The sequence below is a fragment of the Pseudoduganella sp. UC29_71 genome (assembly GCF_042693265.1).
Taxonomy (GTDB): domain Bacteria; phylum Pseudomonadota; class Gammaproteobacteria; order Burkholderiales; family Burkholderiaceae_D; genus Rugamonas.
This window is the reverse complement of sequence record NZ_CP170549.1, coordinates 1-24,972: the sequence shown is the minus strand read 5'-3', so window position 1 is coordinate 24,972 and position 24,972 is coordinate 1. Positions and strand designations below refer to the sequence as shown.

Below are 24,972 nucleotides of genomic sequence, written 5' to 3'. Positions count from 1 at the left end.
GCGGCTGTGGCAAGTGTCACGCTCAGGGAATCGCCACGCCCCAGGGCAGCTCGCCCACGGCGATGTCGGCCACCTTGCGCGCGGAGGCAGTGTCGATGACGGAAACACTGTTGGAGCGGCCATTGGCCACATACAGCTTGGCGCCGTCCGGCGTGAGCGCCATGTTCCACGGCCGCTTGCCCACCGCCACCGTGGCGCTGACGGTATGGCTGGCGGTATCGATCAGCATCACGCTGCCGTCGGCTCCGTTGGATACGTACACTTGCCTGCCGCTGGGATGCACGGCAATGCCGTTGGCGTTGCGCCCGGCCGGTATCTTCGCCAGCGTGGCGCGGGTGGCGGTGTCCACTACGTACACGGTGTTCACCAGCTCGCAGGCGATGTAGGCGCGGCTGCCATCGGGCGAGAAGCCGATGCCGCGCGGGCGCAGCCCGACCGCCACGGCGCCGGTCTGGCGCCGCTGCGCCACGTCGATCACGTCCACCTGCTCGGCCTCTTCCGCGCTCACATAGAGCCAGCGGCTGTCCGGACTGAACACCGCATGCTCGGGGTTGCGGCCCTGGACCGGGATGTCGGCCAGGCGCGCGCCGCTGCGGGCATCCACCAGCGTGACGCTATTGCCCTCCTCTACCGCGACGGCCGCGTAGCGCCCGTCCGGCGACACACTCACCCCTTCAGGCGATTTGCCCAGCGCCAGCGCCGCTGGCACCTCTCCGCCCGCGCTGTCGAGCATCAGCAGGGTATTGCTGCCGGCGTCGGTAACGAACAAGCGCGTTCCGCCGGGGGCAACGGCAATGCCGCGCGGGCGCTTGCCGGCCGCCAGGCTGCGCAGCACCGTGTCGGTGCCGGTATCGACCACGCTGACCGTGCCGGACTTCTCGTTCGGCACGAAGGCGAGCGAAGAAGCCTGTGCTGCGGGCGCAAGCTGCGCCAGCGTGGCGGCAAGGGTTGCAAACACGCCTGCGGCGCGCAGACAATAGGGGATGTTCATGGCAGCCTCTCGAAAAATGGAAGAATGCGCCCGCATCCTGCGCGCGCGTACGCAAGACGATGCAATCCCCGTGCCACGCGCGTGGCGCGCCGCTGCCATGGCAGGTATATTGCTTACGGGTTGAAGCAGACTTGCCGGCCCCCGCCAGGCAGGCGCGGAACTCAACCAAGGAGACACACATGCAGTACCGATTTCGTTTGAATGCAGTCGCAGCCCTGTTCGCCGCCGGCGCGCTGCCGTTCTCGCCGGCCGCCCTGGCAGCGGATGCGGAAAATGCGGTGGCGGCAGTTGCAGCCGATGCCCCCGCCGCCGCCGGCAGCACCGCTGCGCCGGCCGCGGCAGGCGCTGTCGTCATCGTCAGCGGCAGCCGGGTGGAGCACAGCAGTTTCGACTTCCCCGCCGCCATCGACGTAATCGGCGCCGACCGCATCCGCGACAGCCAGATGCGCGTGAACGCTTCCGAAGCGCTGGCCTCCGTGCCTGGCCTGGTGGCGCAGAACCGCCAGAACTACGCGCAGGACCTGCAAATTTCCTCGCGCGGCTTCGGCGCCCGTTCAGCCTTCGGCGTGCGCGGCGTGAAACTGGTGGCCGACGGCATCCCGGCCAGCATGCCGGACGGCCAGGGCCAGGCTGCCACCTTCAACCTGGACATGGCAGAGCGAATCGAAGTGCTGCGCGGCCCGTTCTCCGCTGTGTACGGCAACCATGCGGGCGGCGTGGTGCAGCTGTTCACGCGCGAAGGCGAAGGCGCGCCGAGCGTGGAGAGCGGCCTTTCCGCCGGGAGCGACGGCGCCCGCAAGCTGGACGTGAATGCCCAGGGCAAGTCCGGCGGCGTCGGCTACGTGCTGGACGCCTCCCGCTTCGATACCGACGGCTACCGCGACCACAGCGCCGCGCGGCGCGACCAGGCCTACGCCAAGCTGACCCTGGCGCCCGGCGCCGGCGCCAAGCTGACCGTCACCGCCAGCGGCTTGCGCCAGAAAGACACGCAAGACCCGCTCGGCGTCACCTGGGCCACCTGGCAGCGCGACCCGCGCGCCGGGGAAACCGATGCCACCGACACCGCGTCGCCCAAGCGCACCTTCGCCGAGCGCTACAACACGCGCAAGAGCATCGACCACCAGCAGATCGGCGCCGCATGGGAACAGCAGCTGGGCAGCGGCCAGGATGGCGGCAAGCTGCGCGTCACCGTCTACGGCGGCAACCGCCAGGTGATCCAGTACCAGGCCTTCTCGCGCGCTTTCCAGGCCCCGGCCAGCCATTCCGGCGGCGTGGTCGATTTCGACCGCGACTTCAGCGGAACCGACATCAGCTGGGTGGACGTGCGCCCGCTGGCCGGAGGCAAGCTGACCTCCACCGTCGGCATCGAATACGGGCGCTCCAGGGATGACCGCAAGGGCTACGAGAACTTCATCGCCACGGAACTGGGCGTCAAGGGCAAGCTGCGGCGCGATGAAACGGATAAGGTGAGCAGCACAGACCCTTATCTGCAAGCCGAATGGGCGCAAGGCCCATGGGTGCTGAACGCCGGCCTGCGCCACAGCCGCTTCAAGGTGGACGTGAGCGACCGCTATCTGTCCAACGGCAACGACAGCGGCGGCCTGCGCTACAGCCGCACTACGCCGGTGGCGGGACTGCTGTACAAGGTGTCGCCGGTGCTGAACGTGTACGCCAGCGCCGCGCGCGGCTTTGAAACGCCCACGCTGAATGAGCTGTTCTATTCCGGCACCGGCGGCGGTTTCAACTTCGGACTGCAGCCGGCGCGCAGCACGCATGTCGAAACCGGCGTGAAAGCGCTGCTGGGCACCACCCGCATCGACGCGGCCGTGTTCCAGGTGAAGACCGGCGACGAACTGGTGGTCGATGCCTCCAGCGGCGGCCGCACCAGCTATCGCAACGCCGGCAAGACGCTGCGGCGCGGTGCCGAAGTATCCGCCGACACCAGCCTGGGCCACGGCTTCAGCACCCGCGTGGCGCTGACAGCGCTGCGTGCCGTGTACGACCAGGTCTTCGGCAATGTGCTGAAAGGCAGCCGTCTGCCAGGCGTGCCGAATGCCTATGCCTACGGCGAACTGGCCTGGCAGGCACCGTCGCGCGCGCTGGGCGCCGCCATCGAAACCGTGGCCAGCGCGCGTGTCTATGCGGAAGACAGCAACACGGAGAAAACCGCCCCCGGCTACGCCATCGTCAACCTGCGCCTGACCGCGCAGCAGGAAACCGGTGGCTGGCGCTTCAAGCAGTTCGCGCGCCTGAACAACGCGGCAGACCGCGCCTATGTAGGCTCGGTGATCGTGGGCGACACCAACAAGCGCTACTACGAAGGCGCGCCGGGCCGCAACTGGCAACTGGGCGCCAGCGCGCAATACCAGTTCTGATGAACGAATACCCCGGCTGCTGGTTGCAGCCGGGGGACGGCCGGGAATCCGATCCGGCGCGGAGCGGACGAGAGGTCAGAAGCGGTAGCGCAAGCCCGCAGAGATGGAACGCGGCGCGCCCGGCGCCACAAAGCGCGCCAGTTCCGCCTCGCCGCCGGCGCCGTGCGGACTGGCCAGCTGCCCGCCCGGGAACATGTCCGCCCCGATGGCGCCGAAGGTTTCATACCGGCGGTTGGCCACGTTGTTCACGCGTGCAAATACCTCCCAGTCCCGCTGCGGCTTGTAGCTGAGCCGCAGCGCCAGCAAGGCATAGCCGCGCGTGCGCAAATCCGCGCGCTGCGGTGCCTGCCCTGCTTCCAGGTCGGCAGCCAGGCCGTCCTCATTGCCCTGCGTGCCCTGGCTGGAGAACGCGCGCAACTCGGCGCCCAGCGTCAGTCCATTGCCCGCCTTCCAGTCCAGCGCCAGCTTGGCGCTATGCCTGGGCAAGCCGGCGATACGGGTGCCTGGCGCCACCGCCACATTGCGCGTCCCGGTGAACAGCGAACCGTCGGCGGCATACACGGCATCGAGCCAGCTGTAGCTGAAGCGCGCGGCAAACGGACCGCGCTCCGCAGTGGCGCTCAGATCCAGCCCCTGGTGGCGGGTGCGCGGGAAATTGGAAAAATAGCCGTGCTGGGTCAGCCCCGCGCTGCGGAACAGGATGTCGTCCCGGTTGCTGGTGCGGTAGATGGTAGCCGTGACCGAATCGCGGCCGGCCTGCCAGCGCGTGCCCGCCTCCACGGTGCGCGACACCACCTGCTTCAGATAGGGGTCGGACTGCAGCCCGACCGGCAGGCGGCACGGCTGCTCTGGATCGGCGCAACCGAGTTCGATCACGGTCGGCACGCGGTTGCTCTGCGCGGCGTTGGCGAACACGGTCCAGCCGGGTGCAAGCTCATGCGCGATGCCAAGCGCAGGGTTGAATTTGCGGTAGCTGAAGGCCTCGCGCGGCTGGGCCACGCCAGCGTTGCTGATGGTGCTGGCCACGCGCGCTTGACCATAACGGGCGGACGCTGTAATCCACGTGCCCGGCATGGCGGTCCAGGTGCCGCTGGCGTAGGCACTGCTGTTGCGCGCGCGGCCATCCACGGCGGCATCGAGCTCGCGCTCGCTGTCATCGTCGGCCAGTACGCCGCGCATGGCGTCAAAGCCGGCTTCGCGCTCGTACTGTGCGAATGCCACCTTGCTGCGGTCATGCGACAAGCCGGCCATCAGTTGATAGCGCGGCAGATGGGCAGACCATTGCACGCTGAAGCCCTGGCTGCGCTGGCGCGTGCTGGTGGTGTTCAGCGAGGCGGTATGCAGGGCTGCGCCCTGCGCCCGCGTGTACGGACACTCGTCGGGTTCGTGGGGCAGTCCGCTGGTGCGGAAACCTTCGGCGCACGCCTCCACGTAGTCCGCGTAGGTGTCGCTGACATCGCCGTTCACGGTGTCGCGCCGGCTGTTGCGCAGGTAAGCGGCGGCAGTCAGTTGCATGTCCGGCGTGAGGCGGTGCGTTGCGCTCAGCTGCGCCTGGCGCAGCCGGTTGCGCGTTTCGTCCGGCCAGGTGTAGACGGCGCGGCGGTCGTCCTCGTACAGCTCGTCGGGCAGCAGCCCGTTGCCCACCAGGCGGCTCTGCCCGGCCAGCATGGTGAGCTGCCACTCGGTATCGCGCTGCACGCGGCCCAGCTTGACGAAGAGATTGCCCAACCGGCCGTCCGAATGCGCCCGCCAGCCGCCGTCGCTGAACAAGGTGGCCGCGGTGAACACGTGCCAGCCGTCGCGCGCGGCACCGTACGCCAGGTCGGCGCGGCGCTGGCGGTGGCTGCCGCCGCTGACCGTGCCCGAAAAGCCTGGATCGCTGGCGCCGGAACGGGTATTGAGCGCCAGGGCGCCACCCAGCGTGTTCAAGCCGTACAAGGGATTCGAGCCGGGCGCCAGCAGCACGCTACCGATCGCCGCCTCCGGCAGCATGTCCCAGTTGACCACGTCGCCAAAGGGCTCGTTGACGCGCACGCCGTCCAGGTAGACGGAAATGCCTTGCCCCGTCCCCAGCACCGGCGAAGCGCGGTAGCCCCGGTAGGTCAGGTCGTTCTGGAAAGGGCTGCCGGAAATTTCGTTCACGTTGATGCCGGCGAAGCTGCGCGCCAGCAGTTCGCTCAGGTTGCCGCCATCGGCCCGCGACAGCACGGCGTCGGACGCGGTTTGCACCGCGTACGGCAGCGTCTTGCGTTCCACGCCCAGCCCCGGCAGCGGCGCCATGCCGACGATTTCCACGCTGGCCATCGGCGAAGCATAAGCGCCCGACAGTCCTGCGCCATGCCCCAGCGCCGCGACGGCCAGCGCCAGCTGCGTGCGGCGGGCCGCTGCCGCGCCGCGCAGGGCAGCGCTGCGGATCGTGCTGCCATGGCTCATGGCTGCACCATGTGCACGCCGTGCTTCGCGAAAATGGCCTGCAGTTCGCCGCTGGCGCGCATCTCGTTCACTGCCGCCTGCAGCAGGCGCGCCACGTCCTCGTCATCCTTGCGCACCGCCATGCCCACGGCCCAGCCATTGCGCGGCAGGCGCTGGAATGTCGCCTGCTCGAGCGGGAAGGCGGGATCGCCCTGGAACACGGCCTCGATCTCGGAGCGGTTGGCCAGCACGGCATCCAGCCGGCCCGCCTTCAGCTCCTGCAGTGCAGCGGCGGCAGTGGGAAAGATGCGCACGTCGTCGCGGAAGCGGCCATTGCCTTCGCCCAGCAGCACCATGGCGGCGATCGATATCTGCTCCACTCCCACGCGCTTGCCGGCCAGCGCATCAATGCTGTCGAACGCCGGTATGGCTTGCGCGCTGCGCACCAGGCGCACGGCCTCCACGTGATAAGGCGCGAAGATCCGCACCTTGTCGTTTTCCGCCATCAGCCGCGTGTCCACCGGCACGTGCAGCAGCACGTCCGCCGGTCCGTAACCAAGATAATGACCCTTCCACACCATGTTGCGCAGGTCGTCGCCCAGGTTCTCGCCGGCCGGGAACGGCAGCAGCGTGAGCCTGAGCTTGAGCTTCTTCGCCAGCGCTTCCGCCAGATCGATGTCGATGCCCGCGCCATGGTCGGAAAACGGCGCGAACTCGTTGTACACCGCCACCTTCAGCGCGCCCGTTTGCTGCAGCTTGTTCCAGTCGGCCTTGGCCGGCAGCATGGCGGCGCCGGCGAGCGCCAGCGCCGCAGCGGCCTTGCGGTAAAAACAGGACATGGCATCCCCCGGCATTAGTTGAATAGTTGGTTAGTTGGTTTCGCGGCGCGTTTCCAGATAGGTCTTGATGGCCCACATGGCTTCCTGGTTGAAGATGCCTTCGAACGGCGGCATGTAGACCGCGCCATTGCGCACCTTGCCGGCGCGGATGGAGCTCAGGTAATAGGCATCCACGTCCTTGTAGCAGGCGGCCTTCTTGGCGGCGTTCTTGACGGTGGCGCAGTCGCGGTCCAGCAGGCGCAGGTCGGGCGCGATGCCGCCCGATACCGCCTCCAGTCCGTGGCAGCGGGCGCAGTTCTGGTTGTAGGCGGACGAGCCGATCTTGAGCGCCAGCTTGTTGCCCTTGTAGGGATTCTCGTCACGCCATTTGTCGCCCAGCGGCGTGAGTCCGGTAGTGTCGACCGCCTGCGGCGTGACTGCGCCGTGTGCCTGGGCGCCGAGGGAAGTGATCAGGGCTGCCGCCGCGAGGCAGAGGGTGAGTGCGCGTTTCATGATGCTGTCTCCTGTAGTTGTGAATAGCTGCTGATCCACTAGGAGCAATTGGCGTGCCACGCGGTTTTACCTCATGGGCACCCGGCACGGTGTGCCAGTTTGGAACAGGTGTGCCACCGCGTGCAACACCTGTTCACTCAGCATGCGAGATGGTGCAGGCGCAGTGCCTCAGGTCCGCCATCGTCAACCCTTGACGCAGACGACCTGCTTCAGCGTGTGCACCACTTCCACCAGGTCGCGCTGGGCGTGCATCACCGCGTCAATGTCCTTGTAGGCCATCGGGATCTCGTCGATCACTGCGGCGTCCTTGCGGCACTCAACGCCCTGCGTGGCGCGCACCTGGTCCTCCAGCGTGTAGCGGCGCTTGGCCTCGTTGCGGCTCATGGTGCGGCCAGCGCCGTGGCTGCAGCTATTGAAGCTCTCCGGGTTGCCCTTGCCGCGCACGATGAAGCTCTTGGCGCCCATGGAGCCGGGAATGATGCCCAGCTCACCTTCGCGCGCCGACACCGCGCCCTTGCGTGTCACCAGCACCTCCTTGCCGAAGTGGCGCTCCTTCTGCACGTAGTTGTGGTGGCAATTGACGGCTTCCACATGCGTCTCGAAAGGCTTGGCGATCACCTTGCGCACCGCAGCGATCAGGTTCTGCATCATCACCTCGCGGTTCATGCGCGCGAACTTCTGCGCCCAGCCCACGGCTTCCACGTAATCGTCGTAGTGTTGCGTGCCTTCGTTCAGATACGCAAGGTCCTTGTCCGGCAGGTTGGCGATGTGGGTGCGCATGTCCTGCTGCGCCACTTCGATGAAGTGCGTGCCAATGGCATTGCCCACGCCGCGCGAGCCCGAGTGCAGCATGAACCACACCGCCCCCTGCTCGTCCAGGCACACTTCCACGAAGTGGTTGCCGGTCCCCAGCGTACCCATATGGTAGTGGTTGTTGGTCTTTCTGAGCCGGGGCGTCTTCTGGCAGATGACGTCGAATTCATCCTTCAGCTGCGACCACGCGGCGTCCACCGCCGAGGGCGGGTTATGCCAGGAACCCTCGTCGCGGCCCTTGTAGCCGCGCGTCTTCGGCGTCATGCCGTGCGGGATGGCGCGCTCGATTGCGCTGCGCAGCGGCCCCAGGTTGTCCGGCAGGTCGCGCGCGTTCAGCGTGGTCTTGGCCGCCATCATGCCGCAGCCGATGTCCACGCCCACCGCCGCCGGAATGATGGCGCCCAGTGTCGGGATCACGCTGCCTATGGTCGAGCCCTTCCCGAGATGTACATCCGGCATCACCGCGATGTGCTTGTAGATAAACGGCATCTTCGCCGTATTGGCCAGCTGGGCTTTGGCCAGCGCCTCCACCGGTACGCCGCCAGTCCACATCTTCACCGGGCTGCCATCCCGGTTGCCCAGCAATGCGTAACTGTTGTTCTCGTCACTGTTGTTCTTCATGATTTGTCCAATTTAATCCGGTTTCCCCTGCATTGCAAACGACGCTGCCTTAACGCGGGCGCGGCCAAGCCCGGCTTGCTGCTACAGTAGAGCCAACCCGGGAGGATGGAATGAACAAGGAACTTGAACTGCAAAAGTCCAAGCGCACCGCCCTGCTGTTCCTGGCCTGCGCGGCCTTGGTCTTTATCGTCACCGCTTTCCTGCCGCGCAGCTTCGCGGTCGATTGCGTAAAGGCGGTGTCGGAAGCGGCGATGGTGGGTGCGCTGGCCGACTGGTTTGCCGTAGTGGCGCTGTTCCGCCGGGTGCCGATCCCGCTCATCGCCGCGCACACCAACATCATCCCCAACAACAAGGACCGCATCGCGGACAACCTGGCGCGCTTCGTGCAGGAGAAGTTTCTCGATCCGGCGTCGCTGGTGGAGCTGATCCGCAAGCACGATCCCATCGCCAAGCTGGGCACCTGGCTGGCCGAGCCGGCCAACGACCGCATTCTCGGCGCTTACGTGGTGCGGCTTGCAGCAGGGGTGCTGGATATGGCGGAAGACGCACGCATCCAGCGCTTCCTGAAAGATGCCTTTCACGCCATGCTGGGCAAGCTCGATCTGTCGCGCTCCCTGGCCACTGTGCTCGACGCGCTGACCAGGGACGGCCGCCACCAGGAGGTGCTGGACGATGTGATCGACGCGGCACTGCTGCATCTGCGCGCGCCGGAAAACCAGGAGCTGATCGCCAACAGCATCATCCAGTGGCTCAAGCGCGAGCACGCGGCGATGGAGAAGGTGCTGCCGACGGCGTGGCTAGGCGAGAAAGGCGCGGACTGGGTGACGGAAGCGCTCAACACGCTGCTGCTGGAAGTGGCGGAAGACCGTTCGCACAAGCTGCGCCGGCGGCTGGACCGCATGATCGCCGAGTTCATCGTGCGCCTGCGCGACGATCCCTCCTTCCACGAGCGCGCGGAGGAAATCAAACGCTACATCCGCGATGGCGAAGCGGTGAACGCCTATCTGGCGGAGATCTGGAACGGCTTGCGCAACTGGATGCGGCAGGATCTGATGGCGGAAGAATCGGAGCTGCACCAGCGCGTGGCGGCGATGAGCAAATGGCTGGGCGAGGAACTGGGCCGCAACGCAGGCTTGCGCGAGTCGCTCAGCCGGCACATGGAAGATGCGGCACGCGCCATGGCGCCGGACTTCGCCGACTTCCTCACCCGCCACATCAGCGACACGGTGAAGAAGTGGGACACCGAGGACATGTCGCGCCAGATCGAACTGAACATCGGCAAGGACTTGCAGTACATCCGCATCAACGGGACCATCGTTGGCGGATGCATTGGCCTGCTGCTATTCCTGTCCTCGCACCTGATCGGCCTGGCGCGCCTGCAATGACGGTTTAGTAGGCCGTGAGCGCCTTGCCGAACTTGATCAGCCACAGGCGGCTGGGGCGCTCGCGGTCGTCGCCGCGCGCCACGCGGATAGTGTTGGCGGCGTTGCAGCCTGCGCTGGTGCTGGTGATGATGGCGCCGTTCGCATCCACATTGCACTTCGTGACATCGGCGTCGGCCACCGCCACGCCGTCCGGCGTGAAGATCCTGGTCTTCAGGCCGAAGTCGTTGTCGTTCGCCAGTGCCAGCGTGTTGCCGTCGACGATGGTCAAGCCTTCCGCTTTTTCAGCCAGCCAGCCGATCGCGTTCAAATCCAGCAGCACGGTCTTCTTCAGCGCGACGACCTTCGACCAGTCCGCGCCGTTCACCGCCACGCCGCCCATCGAACTCTTCTCCAGGTCGGAGCTGGCGGCGTTGAAGGCGGCCGCGTTGATGTCGGTCGCGTTGGCGATCTCCACCAGCATCAGCTTGTTGAACACTTTGCCGCTTGGCGCCGCGCCCTGCTCGATGACGATGAACTTGCCGTTGCCCAGTGCGACCACATCGCCCAGCTTGGCGTTGCCGGTGCGGCCGTCCTGGTAGTCGGCGCCGTTCAGCGGATAGGCGTACATCTTCGACGTGGTGCCGGTGGCCGGATCGAATTCCACCCAGCGCGTAAAGCGCGCAAAGCGCTCCACCTGCTCGTTCTTGCCGGTGACCGTGTACGGCGCGCTGCCGTCGGAGAGAGGGCTTTGCAGGAAGGTGTGCAGCTTGTCGGTCGTGGTGTCGAGCGCCATGCCTTCGATGCCGCGGTTGGCGCGGCGCTTGCCGAAGATGGCCGGCAGGCCGCTGCCCGCGGCGTATTTGTTCTGGATGATGCCGGTGGCCGGGTCGATTTTCACGATGAAGGGACCGTATTCGTCGGCCACCCACAAGGCACTGCGCTTCTTATCCAGCACTACCGCTTCGCTGTCCAGGCCATTGGCGTTGAACACGGCCTTGCCGTTGGCATCGAACTTCATCGCATCCATGACGGGGATCTCGGCAGAGTTGCCCAGCGTCCCGGCAGGCAGCGGCAAGCCGGTGGCGTTGGCCGTGGCGGACGCCTTGATGGGCTGTACGGATGTCAGCACGGCGCCGTTTTTGCCAACGGTGACGATGCCGATCGATGGCGTGAAGCTGGGCGACGGGAAAATCTTGGCGCCCATGGTACCGCTGCCGGTCAGCGCCGGCACGTCGGGACCGTCGCCGTTCGGACCGCGGTCGGTCAGGCCGTAGAATTCCAGCTCGCCGTTGGCGTTGGTGCCCTTGAAGGCCAGCGAGGAGCCGAATGATGGCAGGAAGCCGAGCGGGAAGTCCTCCTTCACCTTGGCGTTACTGCCTTCGTATGGAATGTAGTATTTAGGGTCTGCCTGTACCTGGTAGCGGGTGACGGCCACACTCACGTCGCCCTGCGTGTAGGCTTGGCTGACCGGCGTGCCGAGCTTGGATGCCATCGTGTCCTCAAAGTGCTCGCGTACGAGGGCGCGGCGCTCGTCGTCCACGCTGCGTGCGGCGTATTTTACGCCGGCGGCGGACAGGTTGGCGCTCATTGCGGTATTGAAGGCAGCGGCGGCCAGGGTAAAGTCGGCACTCTTGGCGGCCAGCGCGGTCTTTACGTCGGCAGTGATCTTGATGCCGTTCTGCGGATCGCTATCCTCATCGAGCAGCTGCAAGGCCAGCAGGCGGTTCACCACTTTCAGGTCGCCCACGTCGGTGGCGCCGGCCAGCTGCAGCGGCGTGATGGTGGCAGCGCAGGCGGCGCTACCCAGCGCGATGCCGCCGATGCTGAAGCTCACGGTGTCGCCCGTGGTGCAAGTGAATTCGCCTTTCGGACCGGTGCTGGCCTTGGCGGCGGTGCCGGCCACATAGTCCAGGCCTTCAACTGCGCCGTCCAGGAACACGCCGCTGATCTGCGGCTTGGCCGGCGCTACAACAGCCGGTGTATCGTCGCTGCTGCCGCAGGCGCTCAGCGCGACGGCAACAGCCAGGGACAACAGGGAGAGTTGGGGGAGCTTCATGCTGCGGACCTCTTCTGATTGAAAAGGCGCAGTCTACTGAGCAGTTATGACAACCTTATGACGCTGCAAAACAAAAAAGCCCACCAGATCACTGGTGGGCTTTTTCTTTATAACTAGCCTGACGATAACCTACTTTCACACTGGTTGCAGCACTATCATCGGCGCAAAATCGTTTCACGGTCCTGTTCGGGATGGGAAGGGGTGGGACCGATTTGCTATGGTCATCAGGCTTTGACTTGTACGCTGCGTGCTATGGCACGCAGCTGCAATCTGGAAGAAGTAAATTGGGTAGTAATTCAAACACAGGCAAATGCGATATAACCGTCAAGGTTATAGGGACAAGCCTTACGGGCAATTAGTACTGGTTAGCTTAATGCATTACTGCACTTCCACACCCAGCCTATCAACGTCCTGGTCTCGAACGACCCTTCAAGGAGCTTAAAGCTCCGGGAAATCTCATCTCAAGGCAAGTTTCCCGCTTAGATGCTTTCAGCGGTTATCTCTTCCGAACTTAGCTACCCGGCAATGCCACTGGCGTGACAACCGGTACACCAGAGGTTCGTCCACTCCGGTCCTCTCGTACTAGGAGCAGCCCCCTTCAAATTTCCAACGCCCACGGCAGATAGGGACCAAACTGTCTCACGACGTTTTAAACCCAGCTCACGTACCACTTTAAATGGCGAACAGCCATACCCTTGGGACCGGCTACAGCCCCAGGATGTGATGAGCCGACATCGAGGTGCCAAACTCCCCCGTCGATATGAACTCTTGGGAGGAATCAGCCTGTTATCCCCAGAGTACCTTTTATCCGTTGAGCGATGGCCCTTCCATACAGAACCACCGGATCACTATGTCCTACTTTCGTACCTGCTCGACTTGTCGGTCTCGCAGTTAAGCACGCTTATGCCATTGCACTATTAGCACGATGTCCGACCGTACCTAGCGTACCTTCGAACTCCTCCGTTACACTTTAGGAGGAGACCGCCCCAGTCAAACTGCCTACCATGCACTGTCCCCGATCCGGATCACGGACCAAGGTTAGAACCTCAAACAAACCAGGGTGGTATTTCAAGGTTGGCTCCACGGGAACTGGCGTCCCCGCTTCAAAGCCTCCCACCTATCCTACACAGATTGGTTCAAAGTCCAATGCAAAGCTACAGTAAAGGTTCATGGGGTCTTTCCGTCTAGCCGCGGGTAGATTGCATCATCACAAACACTTCAACTTCGCTGAGTCTCGGGAGGAGACAGTGTGGCCATCGTTACGCCATTCGTGCAGGTCGGAACTTACCCGACAAGGAATTTCGCTACCTTAGGACCGTTATAGTTACGGCCGCCGTTTACTGGGACTTCAATCAAGAGCTTGCACCCCATCATTTAATCTTCCAGCACCGGGCAGGCGTCACACCCTATACGTCCACTTTCGTGTTTGCAGAGTGCTGTGTTTTTATTAAACAGTCGCAGCCACCAGTTTATTGCAACCCTTTCGCCCTACTGAAGTAAATCAGCCAAGCTACCGGGGCGTACCTTTTCCCGAAGTTACGGTACCAATTTGCCGAGTTCCTTCTCCCGAGTTCTCTCAAGCGCCTTAGAATACTCATCTCGCCCACCTGTGTCGGTTTGCGGTACGGTCTCGTATGACTGAAGCTTAGAGGCTTTTCTTGGAACCACTTCCGATTGCTACGCGGACAAGTCCGCTCGTCCCGCTCCCTTGAATTACGCACCCGGATTTGCCTAAGTGCCTTCTATGAAGCAGAAACTGACTATTCCAACAGTCAGACAACCTTCCGCGATCCGTCCCCCCATCGCATCATACGACGGTGCAGGAATATTAACCTGCTTCCCATCAGCTACGCATCTCTGCCTCGCCTTAGGGGCCGACTCACCCTGCTCCGATGAACGTTGAACAGGAAACCTTGGGCTTACGGCGTGGGGGCTTTTCACCCCCATTATCGCTACTCATGTCAGCATTCGCACTTCTGATACCTCCAGCATCCTTTACAAGACACCTTCGCAGGCTTACAGAACGCTCTCCTACCATATGCTTACGCATATCCGCAGCTTCGGTGACTGGCTTAGCCCCGTTACATCTTCCGCGCAGGACGACTCGATCAGTGAGCTATTACGCTTTCTTTAAATGATGGCTGCTTCTAAGCCAACATCCTGACTGTTTTAGCCTTCCCACTTCGTTTTCCACTTAGCCAATCTTTGGGACCTTAGCTGGCGGTCTGGGTTGTTTCCCTCTTGACGCCGGACGTTAGCACCCGACGTCTGTCTCCCAAGCTCGCACTCATCGGTATTCGGAGTTTGCAATGGTTTGGTAAGTCGCGATGACCCCCTAGCCATAACAGTGCTCTACCCCCGATGGTGATACTTGAGGCACTACCTAAATAGTTTTCGGAGAGAACCAGCTATTTCCAAGTTTGTTTAGCCTTTCACCCCTACCCACAGCTCATCCCCTAATTTTTCAACATTAGTGGGTTCGGTCCTCCAGTGCGTGTTACCGCACCTTCAACCTGGCCATGGGTAGATCACTTGGTTTCGGGTCTACACCCAGCGACTGGCGCCCTGTTCGGACTCGATTTCTCTACGGCTCCCCAATCTGGTTAACCTTGCCACTGAATGTAAGTCGCTGACCCATTATACAAAAGGTACGCAGTCACGGAACAAGTCCGCTCCTACTGTTTGTATGCACACGGTTTCAGGATCTATTTCACTCCCCTCCCGGGGTTCTTTTCGCCTTTCCCTCACGGTACTGGTTCACTATCGGTCGATTACGAGTATTTAGCCTTGGAGGATGGTCCCCCCATATTCAGACAGGATTTCTCGTGTCCCGCCCTACTTGTCGCATACTTAGTTCCACACATCGCATTTCGTGTACGGGGCTATCACCCGCTATGGCCGCCATTTCCAGGGCGTTCCACTATGCGTCATGCTAAATCATGCAGGCTCATCCCATTTCGCTCGCCACTACTTTGGGAATCTCGGTTGATTTATTTTCCTGCAGCTACTTAGATGTTTCAGTTCGCCGCGTTCGCTTTGCATGCCTATGTATTCAGCATGCAATGACCTATAAGGCCGGGTTTCCCCATTCGGAAATCCTCGGATCAAAGCTCGTTTGTCAGCTCCCCGAGGCTTATCGCAGACTTCTACGTCCTTCATCGCCTGTAATCGCCAAGGCATCCACCATGTGCACTTATTCACTTGTCCCTATAACCTTGACGGCTATCGGTATCAAGCATTTACTACTGTGTTTGATGATTTATCTACTACCCTGAATATCTTGCGATATTCAATAAATCTTTACTTCTTCCAAATTGTTAAAGAACGATACTACTTTTATCTAAAGCTCAGGCCTTAGATAAAAGCAGGTAACTGGTAGGGCTGGTTGGACTCGAACCAACGACCCCCGCGTTATCAACACGGTGCTCTAACCAGCTGAGCTACAGCCCCAGAAAACGTTCTCTTTAAAAACAGCCGATAAGTGTGAGCGTTTGGCGTGGCGCCATACTCTAGAAAGGAGGTGATCCAGCCGCACCTTCCGATACGGCTACCTTGTTACGACTTCACCCCAGTCACGAATCCTACCGTGGTAAGCGCCCTCCTTGCGGTTAAGCTACCTACTTCTGGTAAAACCCGCTCCCATGGTGTGACGGGCGGTGTGTACAAGACCCGGGAACGTATTCACCGCGACATGCTGATCCGCGATTACTAGCGATTCCAACTTCATGCAGTCGAGTTGCAGACTACAATCCGGACTACGATACACTTTCTGGGATTAGCTCCCCCTCGCGGGTTGGCGGCCCTCTGTATGTACCATTGTATGACGTGTGAAGCCCTACCCATAAGGGCCATGAGGACTTGACGTCATCCCCACCTTCCTCCGGTTTGTCACCGGCAGTCTCATTAGAGTGCCCTTTCGTAGCAACTAATGACAAGGGTTGCGCTCGTTGCGGGACTTAACCCAACATCTCACGACACGAGCTGACGACAGCCATGCAGCACCTGTGTAAAGGTTCCCTTTCGGGCACTCCCCAATCTCTCGGGGATTCCTTCCATGTCAAGGGTAGGTAAGGTTTTTCGCGTTGCATCGAATTAATCCACATCATCCACCGCTTGTGCGGGTCCCCGTCAATTCCTTTGAGTTTTAATCTTGCGACCGTACTCCCCAGGCGGTCTACTTCACGCGTTAGCTGCGTTACCGAGTCAATTAAGACCCGACAACTAGTAGACATCGTTTAGGGCGTGGACTACCAGGGTATCTAATCCTGTTTGCTCCCCACGCTTTCGTGCATGAGCGTCAATCTTGACCCAGGGGGCTGCCTTCGCCATCGGTGTTCCTCCACATCTCTACGCATTTCACTGCTACACGTGGAATTCTACCCCCCTCTGCCAGATTCTAGCCTTGCAGTCTCCATCGCCATTCCCAGGTTGAGCCCGGGGATTTCACGACAGACTTACAAAACCGCCTGCGCACGCTTTACGCCCAGTAATTCCGATTAACGCTTGCACCCTACGTATTACCGCGGCTGCTGGCACGTAGTTAGCCGGTGCTTATTCTTCAGGTACCGTCATTAGACATGGATATTAGCCACGCCCGTTTCTTCCCTGACAAAAGAGCTTTACAACCCGAAGGCCTTCTTCACTCACGCGGCATTGCTGGATCAGGCTTGCGCCCATTGTCCAAAATTCCCCACTGCTGCCTCCCGTAGGAGTCTGGACCGTGTCTCAGTTCCAGTGTGGCTGGTCGTCCTCTCAGACCAGCTACTGATCGATGCCTTGGTAGGCCTTTACCCTACCAACTAGCTAATCAGATATCGGCCGCTCCAGGAGCACAAGGCCTTGCGGTCCCCTGCTTTCATCCATAGATCGTATGCGGTATTAGCGTAACTTTCGCTACGTTATCCCCCACTCTTGGGTACGTTCCGATATATTACTCACCCGTTCGCCACTCGTCAGCGGAGCAAGCTCCCTGTTACCGTTCGACTTGCATGTGTAAAGCATGCCGCCAGCGTTCAATCTGAGCCAGGATCAAACTCTTCAGTTCAATCTCTGTTTTTCGATATCTCTATCGAGGTCGCTCACTCAAAATACTGACGATTCCTCTTGCGAGGTCACGTTTAATATATTGTGTAAGCGTTTAATAATTTGAGCTAAGAGGCTTGCGCCTCCGGCATCATCATCAAACGCCCACACTTATCGACTGTTAATTTTTAAAGAACCTGCTGTTTTCGACAAAGCGTTTTGTTTGTCAGCAGCAGAGAAACGAGAGTATGGGGCTTGTGCATCATTCCGTCAACCCCCTGTTCCGATAATTGCTGTCGGCACGCATCTGCTCCTGACTAAATGGCATCGGAACCAAGCGCTTGGCGGCGTACAGCGGTACCTGATCGCCATAGTAGGCCGACTTCGGATCGGTCGATTGACCATACACCAGCAGGCCTTGCGCCACCGGCCCCGCCGCGTCGAAGCTGACCAGCTGTATGTAGCTCGTACCCCACACGATATTGCGGTAGCCATCCGCGCTTAATGCGGAACCCATGTGTACCGAGTTGTAGGAGCCATCGATATCGCCTATCCCGCCATGGACCGGCACCCGGACCCCATTGCGGATATCGGCCTGGTAATCACCTAGCCGGCTATCGAGCGGAACACCCAGCGATTGCATCTTCTGCGCGGCCGACTTTAATGCGTTCAGCATTGCCTGCATCGCGGATGGCGCAACGCCATAGGGCGTATTCACCGGGTCGGCTGGATCCAACGCCACGCGCCACCGGCCCGGTATGCGCGCGGCGGTGTTCCAGAATTCACGGAACAGAATGGCGCCACGGCTATCCAGGTCCGCCCGCCTGTCCCACGCCGACAGCACCCCGCAGGCGGAGGCCAGCAGCGTGTCCGGCCCGGTGCATGCCGCCAGCAGATCCGGCAGCACCAGTTCCGCTGCATAGACGCGGTTCGCATATAGCATGCCGCGCAAGTCTTCCGGCGCCAGCCTCGGCTTCAACGCCAGCGCCACGTCCACCTGGCTGAAGCCGATACGCGTGCGCAGCCCCTGCTCGATACCGACCGCGCCGTACAGCGGCGAGTAGCCGAACGGCGACGGGCCTAGCAGGAGAGACTTGGAGTTGCTTAGCCAATATCCGTCATTGGAATTGGCCACGTAGTCGCTCCGCAGCAGCGAGGGCGCGTTGGCCGGACTAAAGATGCCTTCCGGGGCGCTGTCTTCCCTGGCCCAAGCGCAGCTGGTGCGCGCGCCGTCGAAGGTCAACAGCTCGGGAAACACCAGACAGTCCGACAGGAAGCGCTCGGTGCTGACCGCCGGCACGGCGCTGGCGTCGGCGTACATGGTGGCGCCCTCGCGGTCGGCGGCTATCGTGTTTACCCAGGGCAGTCCGGCGATGCGGTCCAGTGCTGTCTTCATGCCGGCGACGCTGGCGGCCCGTCCCATGGCCAGCCACTGCTCCAGCAACCGCGTATTATTTCGGTTGGCATCCGCCAGAACATAAGCCTGCGTGGCGGTCCAATTGACGCCAGCCTCCGGCTTGACCAAGACGGCGCCATGCTTGCTGAAGTAGAACACCTTGCGCTTGGTGGCGATGCTGCCGTCCGGCTGCAGCAGCTCGACGGCCACCGTTTTCGCAGTCATTTTCACGGGTGCGCCGTCGACCAGGTAAGTCGTTCCAGCAGGATCGGCCGCGTCAAGCGCCAAGCGGAAGGTGGTGAAGTGCGCGGCCTTGGTGACGGTATGCGTCCAGGCCACGTCCTTGTTAAAGCCGATCACGATAATCGGCAAACCGCCCAGGATCGCCCCCATCGCATCGTAGGAACCGGGCACTGTCAGATGCGCTTGGTAGAAGCGGTCGGTGCTGGTCCATGGATAGTGAGGATTGCCGAGCAGCATTCCGCGCCCGTTCTGGCTGGCATCCTTGCCGATGGCCAGGCCATTACTGGCCAGCCGCGGCTTGAACAGCCCTGCCAGCCTGGCAGCATTGGGGCCGCCCTTATGGGTGCGGCGCGCCAATGCGGCGCCGGGTTCGCGCGCGGCAGCCAGTATTTCCCTGGCGAAGACCTGGCCGGACGCATGCAGCGCTTTTTCCGCAACCAGCAGATACAGGTCGTCCACGGAAATTGGCCGCACCCATTCCTTGCCGTTGCACGCGGCGGGCAGCGCGCCGGCGTGGTCGCGCAGATAGCGGTTATAGCCGGCAGCGTAGCCTTCCAGCAAGTCGCGGACTTCCTGGCTGCCGGCAGTGTAGCCGGCGCGCAGCTGGTCGAGGTCGAGATAGCCCTTGAAGAAGAAGTCGCTATCCTCGTTTTTCAGGTCGAAGCCGTGCTCGTCGAGGTAGTCTATGGCCACGCTATATTCCCCGTCGGCGCCTTTGGTGGGCATGGCCGCGCCGCCAAAGTACCGCGAGCGTTCGCCGCGCACGGTCAGCATGCTGTCGGCCAGCATGCAAACATTGTCTTCAGTATAGGCATAGGCCAGGCCGTAGCCGAGTCCGAGGAAGTTCTCGGCGCGGACGTGGGCCACGCCATGGCTGGTGCGCGCCAGGTCGGCGCTGAATCGAGGCGCGGGCTGGGGCGCCGTGACCGGGGTTTGCTTGTCGCCGCAGGCGGTAAGCAGAGCGGCACAGACTAGAAGCGGGCTGAGCAGTTTCATATGCGACCTTTCGACGGGTGGTCGAAACATCATCGCTGGCTATGCTCTATTGCGATTTGCGCAAACGCAAAAAAGCCCGCCAAGATCACTTGGCGGGCTTCTTTATATAACTAGCCTGACGATAACCTACTTTCACACTGGTTGCAGCACTATCATCGGCGCAAAATCGTTTCACGGTCCTGTTCGGGATGGGAAGGGGTGGGACCGATTTGCTATGGTCATCAGGCTTTGACTTGTCAGCTTTGCGGCGCTTGGGCGCCGCAACAGCAAAATTTGGAAGAATTCAGATTTATTAAGGTGTGATTGCGTATCAACTACGCACAACATGCGCACTTCTCGCCTATAACTTATCAATGTTATAGGGACAAGCCTTACGGGCAATTAGTACTGGTTAGCTTAATGCATTACTGCACTTCCACACCCAGCCTATCAACGTCCTGGTCTCGAACGACCCTTCAAGGAGCTTAAAGCTCCGGGAAATCTCATCTCAAGGCAAGTTTCCCGCTTAGATGCTTTCAGCGGTTATCTCTTCCGAACTTAGCTACCCGGCAATGCCACTGGCGTGACAACCGGTACACCAGAGGTTCGTCCACTCCGGTCCTCTCGTACTAGGAGCAGCCCCCTTCAAATTTCCAACGCCCACGGCAGATAGGGACCAAACTGTCTCACGACGTTTTAAACCCAGCTCACGTACCACTTTAAATGGCGAACAGCCATACCCTTGGGACCGGCTACAGCCCCAGGATGTGATGAGCCGACATCGAGGTGCCAAACTCCCCCGTCGATATGAACTCTTGGGAGGAATCAGCCTGTTATCCCCAGAGTACCTTTTATCCGTTGAGCGATGGCCCTTCCATACAGAACCACCGGATCACTATGTCCTACTTTCGTACCTGCTCGACTTGTCGGTCTCGCAGTTAAGCACGCTTATGCCATTGCACTATTAGCACGATGTCCGACCGTACCTAGCGTACCTTCGAACTCCTCCGTTACACTTTAGGAGGAGACCGCCCCAGTCAAACTGCCTACCATGCACTGTCCCCGATCCGGATCACGGACCAAGGTTAGAACCTCAAACAAACCAGGGTGGTATTTCAAGGTTGGCTCCACGGGAACTGGCGTCCCCGCTTCAAAGCCTCCCACCTATCCTACACAGATTGGTTCAAAGTCCAATGCAAAGCTACAGTAAAGGTTCATGGGGTCTTTCCGTCTAGCCGCGGGTAGATTGCATCATCACAAACACTTCAACTTCGCTGAGTCTCGGGAGGAGACAGTGTGGCCATCGTTACGCCATTCGTGCAGGTCGGAACTTACCCGACAAGGAATTTCGCTACCTTAGGACCGTTATAGTTACGGCCGCCGTTTACTGGGACTTCAATCAAGAGCTTGCACCCCATCATTTAATCTTCCAGCACCGGGCAGGCGTCACACCCTATACGTCCACTTTCGTGTTTGCAGAGTGCTGTGTTTTTATTAAACAGTCGCAGCCACCAGTTTATTGCAACCCTTTCGCCCTACTGAAGTAAATCAGCCAAGCTACCGGGGCGTACCTTTTCCCGAAGTTACGGTACCAATTTGCCGAGTTCCTTCTCCCGAGTTCTCTCAAGCGCCTTAGAATACTCATCTCGCCCACCTGTGTCGGTTTGCGGTACGGTCTCGTATGACTGAAGCTTAGAGGCTTTTCTTGGAACCACTTCCGATTGCTACGCGGACAAGTCCGCTCGTCCCGCTCCCTTGAATTGCGCACCCGGATTTGCCTAAGTGCCTTCTATGAAGCAGAAACTGACTATTCCAACAGTCAGACAACCTTCCGCGATCCGTCCCCCCATCGCATCATACGACGGTGCAGGAATATTAACCTGCTTCCCATCAGCTACGCATCTCTGCCTCGCCTTAGGGGCCGACTCACCCTGCTCCGATGAACGTTGAACAGGAAACCTTGGGCTTACGGCGTGGGGGCTTTTCACCCCCATTATCGCTACTCATGTCAGCATTCGCACTTCTGATACCTCCAGCATCCTTTACAAGACACCTTCGCAGGCTTACAGAACGCTCTCCTACCATATGCTTACGCATATCCGCAGCTTCGGTGACTGGCTTAGCCCCGTTACATCTTCCGCGCAGGACGACTCGATCAGTGAGCTATTACGCTTTCTTTAAATGATGGCTGCTTCTAAGCCAACATCCTGACTGTTTTAGCCTTCCCACTTCGTTTTCCACTTAGCCAATCTTTGGGACCTTAGCTGGCGGTCTGGGTTGTTTCCCTCTTGACGCCGGACGTTAGCACCCGACGTCTGTCTCCCAAGCTCGCACTCATCGGTATTCGGAGTTTGCAATGGTTTGGTAAGTCGCGATGACCCCCTAGCCATAACAGTGCTCTACCCCCGATGGTGATACTTGAGGCACTACCTAAATAGTTTTCGGAGAGAACCAGCTATTTCCAAGTTTGTTTAGCCTTTCACCCCTACCCACAGCTCATCCCCTAATTTTTCAACATTAGTGGGTTCGGTCCTCCAGTGCGTGTTACCGCACCTTCAACCTGGCCATGGGTAGATCACTTGGTTTCGGGTCTACACCCAGCGACTGGCGCCCTGTTCGGACTCGATTTCTCTACGGCTCCCCAATCTGGTTAACCTTGCCACTGAATGTAAGTCGCTGACCCATTATACAAAAGGTACGCAGTCACGGAACAAGTCCGCTCCTACTGTTTGTATGCACACGGTTTCAGGATCTATTTCACTCCCCTCCCGGGGTTCTTTTCGCCTTTCCCTCACGGTACTGGTTCACTATCGGTCGATTACGAGTATTTAGCCTTGGAGGATGGTCCCCCCATATTCAGACAGGATTTCTCGTGTCCCGCCCTACTTGTCGCATACTTAGTTCCACACGTCGCATTTCGTGTACGGGGCTATCACCCGCTATGGCCGCCATTTCCAGGGCGTTCCACTATGCGTCATGCTAAATCATGCAGGCTCATCCCATTTCGCTCGCCACTACTTTGGGAATCTCGGTTGATTTATTTTCCTGCAGCTACTTAGATGTTTCAGTTCGCCGCGTTCGCTTTGCATGCCTATGTATTCAGCATGCAATGACCTATAAGGCCGGGTTTCCCCATTCGGAAATCCTCGGATCAAAGCTTGTTTGTCAGCTCCCCGAGGCTTATCGCAGACTTCTACGTCCTTCATCGCCTGTAATCGCCAAGGCATCCACCATGTGCACTTATTCACTTGTCCCTATAACATTGATTCCTTGCGACTAACAAAGAACCGTTACAAAGCAAGAAGTACTACGTTGTTGCGTTTGTTGATACATACAATCACTACCCTCGTTTAATCTTGCGATCAAACGAAAATAATAAATCTTTACTTCTTCCAAATTTTTAAAGAACGAGACTACTTTTATGTAAGCTCTCAAGCTTACATAAAAGCAGTGGTGGAGGATGACGGGATCGAACCGACGACCCCCTGCTTGCAAAGCAGGTGCTCTCCCAGCTGAGCTAATCCCCCTAGGTGTTCTCTAATCTTCAACAGCCGATAAGTGTGAGCGTTTGGCGTGGCGCCTACTCTAGAAAGGAGGTGATCCAGCCGCACCTTCCGATACGGCTACCTTGTTACGACTTCACCCCAGTCACGAATCCTACCGTGGTAAGCGCCCTCCTTGCGGTTAAGCTACCTACTTCTGGTAAAACCCGCTCCCATGGTGTGACGGGCGGTGTGTACAAGACCCGGGAACGTATTCACCGCGACATGCTGATCCGCGATTACTAGCGATTCCAACTTCATGCAGTCGAGTTGCAGACTACAATCCGGACTACGATACACTTTCTGGGATTAGCTCCCCCTCGCGGGTTGGCGGCCCTCTGTATGTACCATTGTATGACGTGTGAAGCCCTACCCATAAGGGCCATGAGGACTTGACGTCATCCCCACCTTCCTCCGGTTTGTCACCGGCAGTCTCATTAGAGTGCCCTTTCGTAGCAACTAATGACAAGGGTTGCGCTCGTTGCGGGACTTAACCCAACATCTCACGACACGAGCTGACGACAGCCATGCAGCACCTGTGTAAAGGTTCCCTTTCGGGCACTCCTCAATCTCTCAAGGATTCCTTCCATGTCAAGGGTAGGTAAGGTTTTTCGCGTTGCATCGAATTAATCCACATCATCCACCGCTTGTGCGGGTCCCCGTCAATTCCTTTGAGTTTTAATCTTGCGACCGTACTCCCCAGGCGGTCTACTTCACGCGTTAGCTGCGTTACCAAGTCAATTAAGACCCGACAACTAGTAGACATCGTTTAGGGCGTGGACTACCAGGGTATCTAATCCTGTTTGCTCCCCACGCTTTCGTGCATGAGCGTCAATCTTGACCCAGGGGGCTGCCTTCGCCATCGGTGTTCCTCCACATCTCTACGCATTTCACTGCTACACGTGGAATTCTACCCCCCTCTGCCAGATTCTAGCCTTGCAGTCTCCATCGCCATTCCCAGGTTGAGCCCGGGGATTTCACGACAGACTTACAAAACCGCCTGCGCACGCTTTACGCCCAGTAATTCCGATTAACGCTTGCACCCTACGTATTACCGCGGCTGCTGGCACGTAGTTAGCCGGTGCTTATTCTTCAGGTACCGTCATTAGACATGGATATTAGCCACGCCCGTTTCTTCCCTGACAAAAGAGCTTTACAACCCGAAGGCCTTCTTCACTCACGCGGCATTGCTGGATCAGGCTTGCGCCCATTGTCCAAAATTCCCCACTGCTGCCTCCCGTAGGAGTCTGGACCGTGTCTCAGTTCCAGTGTGGCTGGTCGTCCTCTCAGACCAGCTACTGATCGATGCCTTGGTAGGCCTTTACCCTACCAACTAGCTAATCAGATATCGGCCGCTCCAGGAGCACAAGGCCTTGCGGTCCCCTGCTTTCATCCATAGATCGTATGCGGTATTAGCGTAACTTTCGCTACGTTATCCCCACTCTTGGGTACGTTCCGATATATTACTCACCCGTTCGCCACTCGTCAGCGGAGCAAGCTCCCTGTTACCGTTCGACTTGCATGTGTAAAGCATGCCGCCAGCGTTCAATCTGAGCCAGGATCAAACTCTTCAGTTCAATCTCTGTTTAAAGTCATTGCTGACTTGGTCGCTCACTCAAAATACTGACGATTCCTCTTGCGAGGTCACGTTTAATATATTGTGTAAGCGTTTAATAATTTGAGCTAAGAGGCTTGCGCCTCCGGCATCATCATCAAACGCCCACACTTATCGACTGTTAATTTTTAAAGAATTCTGCGCTACTTGCTGAAGCGTTTTGTTCAGCAGCAGAGAAGGAAGATTATGAGGCTTGGCGTCGTTTCGTCAACCCCT

9 protein-coding genes, 2 tRNA genes and 6 rRNA genes are annotated in these 24,972 nt (G+C 59.7%); 2 read left to right on the top strand and 15 right to left on the bottom strand.

Going from position 1 to position 24,972, the window contains the following annotated elements; translation table 11 throughout:
• Positions 1-22 precede the first annotated feature (22 nt).
• Positions 23-991, bottom strand: a complete 969-nt coding sequence (locus tag ACFJI2_RS00085; RefSeq protein WP_377703235.1) for a beta-propeller fold lactonase family protein — start codon at positions 989-991, stop codon at positions 23-25.
• 179 nt (positions 992-1,170) lie between these two features.
• On the opposite strand from ACFJI2_RS00085, the gene ACFJI2_RS00080 reads away from it, so the two are divergent.
• Positions 1,171-3,366, top strand: a complete 2,196-nt coding sequence (locus ACFJI2_RS00080; protein WP_377703233.1) for a TonB-dependent receptor family protein — start codon at positions 1,171-1,173, stop codon at positions 3,364-3,366.
• A gap of 75 nt (positions 3,367-3,441) precedes the next feature.
• Here the strand turns inward: ACFJI2_RS00080 and ACFJI2_RS00075 are convergent, their stop codons facing one another.
• The 4 genes from ACFJI2_RS00075 to ACFJI2_RS00060 all read right to left on the bottom strand — a co-directional run bounded on the left by ACFJI2_RS00075 (position 3,442) and on the right by ACFJI2_RS00060 (position 8,543).
• The gene (locus ACFJI2_RS00075) at positions 3,442-5,799 is read right to left on the bottom strand and encodes a TonB-dependent receptor (protein ID WP_377703232.1); all 2,358 of its coding nucleotides are present in this window, start codon (positions 5,797-5,799) and stop codon (positions 3,442-3,444) included.
• A complete protein-coding gene (locus ACFJI2_RS00070; protein WP_049817612.1) occupies positions 5,796-6,617 on the bottom strand; it encodes a transporter substrate-binding domain-containing protein in 822 nt (273 codons plus the stop codon). The genes ACFJI2_RS00075 and ACFJI2_RS00070 overlap by 4 nt, the downstream gene beginning before the upstream one ends.
• A 30-nt stretch (positions 6,618-6,647) precedes the next feature.
• A complete protein-coding gene (pedF, locus tag ACFJI2_RS00065) occupies positions 6,648-7,109 on the bottom strand; it encodes a cytochrome c-550 PedF (protein ID WP_377703231.1) in 462 nt (153 codons plus the stop codon).
• Positions 7,110-7,292: 183 nt separating this feature from the next.
• Positions 7,293-8,543 carry an RtcB family protein gene (locus tag ACFJI2_RS00060; RefSeq protein ID WP_377703230.1) on the bottom strand — a complete coding sequence of 417 codons (1,251 nt, stop codon included), beginning with the start codon at positions 8,541-8,543 and terminating at the stop codon, positions 7,293-7,295.
• A 110-nt stretch (positions 8,544-8,653) separates the two neighbouring features.
• On the opposite strand from ACFJI2_RS00060, the gene ACFJI2_RS00055 reads away from it, so the two are divergent.
• Positions 8,654-9,928: a DUF445 domain-containing protein gene (locus tag ACFJI2_RS00055; RefSeq protein WP_377703229.1), complete on the top strand. Its 1,275-nt coding sequence runs from the start codon at positions 8,654-8,656 to the stop codon at positions 9,926-9,928.
• 4 nt (positions 9,929-9,932) lie between these two features.
• Here ACFJI2_RS00055 and ACFJI2_RS00050 read toward each other — a convergent pair whose 3' ends face one another.
• The 10 genes from ACFJI2_RS00050 to ACFJI2_RS00005 form a co-directional block, all read right to left on the bottom strand.
• Entirely contained in the window at positions 9,933-11,963 is a 2,031-nt protein-coding gene (locus ACFJI2_RS00050; RefSeq protein ID WP_377703228.1) for an esterase-like activity of phytase family protein, read from the bottom strand.
• A 116-nt stretch (positions 11,964-12,079) separates the two neighbouring features.
• Positions 12,080-12,192 (bottom strand): 5S ribosomal RNA (rrf, locus tag ACFJI2_RS00045).
• Positions 12,193-12,297: 105 nt separating this feature from the next.
• Positions 12,298-15,170 (bottom strand): 23S ribosomal RNA (locus tag ACFJI2_RS00040).
• A gap of 166 nt (positions 15,171-15,336) precedes the next feature.
• Positions 15,337-15,413, bottom strand: a tRNA-Ile gene (locus tag ACFJI2_RS00035).
• 63 nt (positions 15,414-15,476) lie between these two features.
• Positions 15,477-17,007: ribosomal RNA gene (locus tag ACFJI2_RS00030) — 16S ribosomal RNA — on the bottom strand.
• Together the 16S, 23S and 5S rRNA genes with 1 tRNA gene alongside form the textbook arrangement of a ribosomal RNA operon.
• Positions 17,008-17,247: 240 nt before the next feature.
• Complete coding sequence (locus tag ACFJI2_RS00025) at positions 17,248-19,620, bottom strand: penicillin acylase family protein (protein ID WP_377703227.1); 2,373 nt, start codon at positions 19,618-19,620, stop codon at positions 17,248-17,250.
• Between the two features lie 113 nt (positions 19,621-19,733).
• A 5S ribosomal RNA gene (gene rrf, locus ACFJI2_RS00020) occupies positions 19,734-19,846 on the bottom strand.
• Positions 19,847-19,980: 134 nt separating this feature from the next.
• A 23S ribosomal RNA gene (locus ACFJI2_RS00015) occupies positions 19,981-22,853 on the bottom strand.
• Positions 22,854-23,050: 197 nt separating this feature from the next.
• Positions 23,051-23,126: transfer RNA gene (locus ACFJI2_RS00010), tRNA-Ala, on the bottom strand.
• A 62-nt stretch (positions 23,127-23,188) separates the two neighbouring features.
• A 16S ribosomal RNA gene (locus ACFJI2_RS00005) occupies positions 23,189-24,718 on the bottom strand.
• Positions 24,719-24,972: the final 254 nt, after the last annotated feature.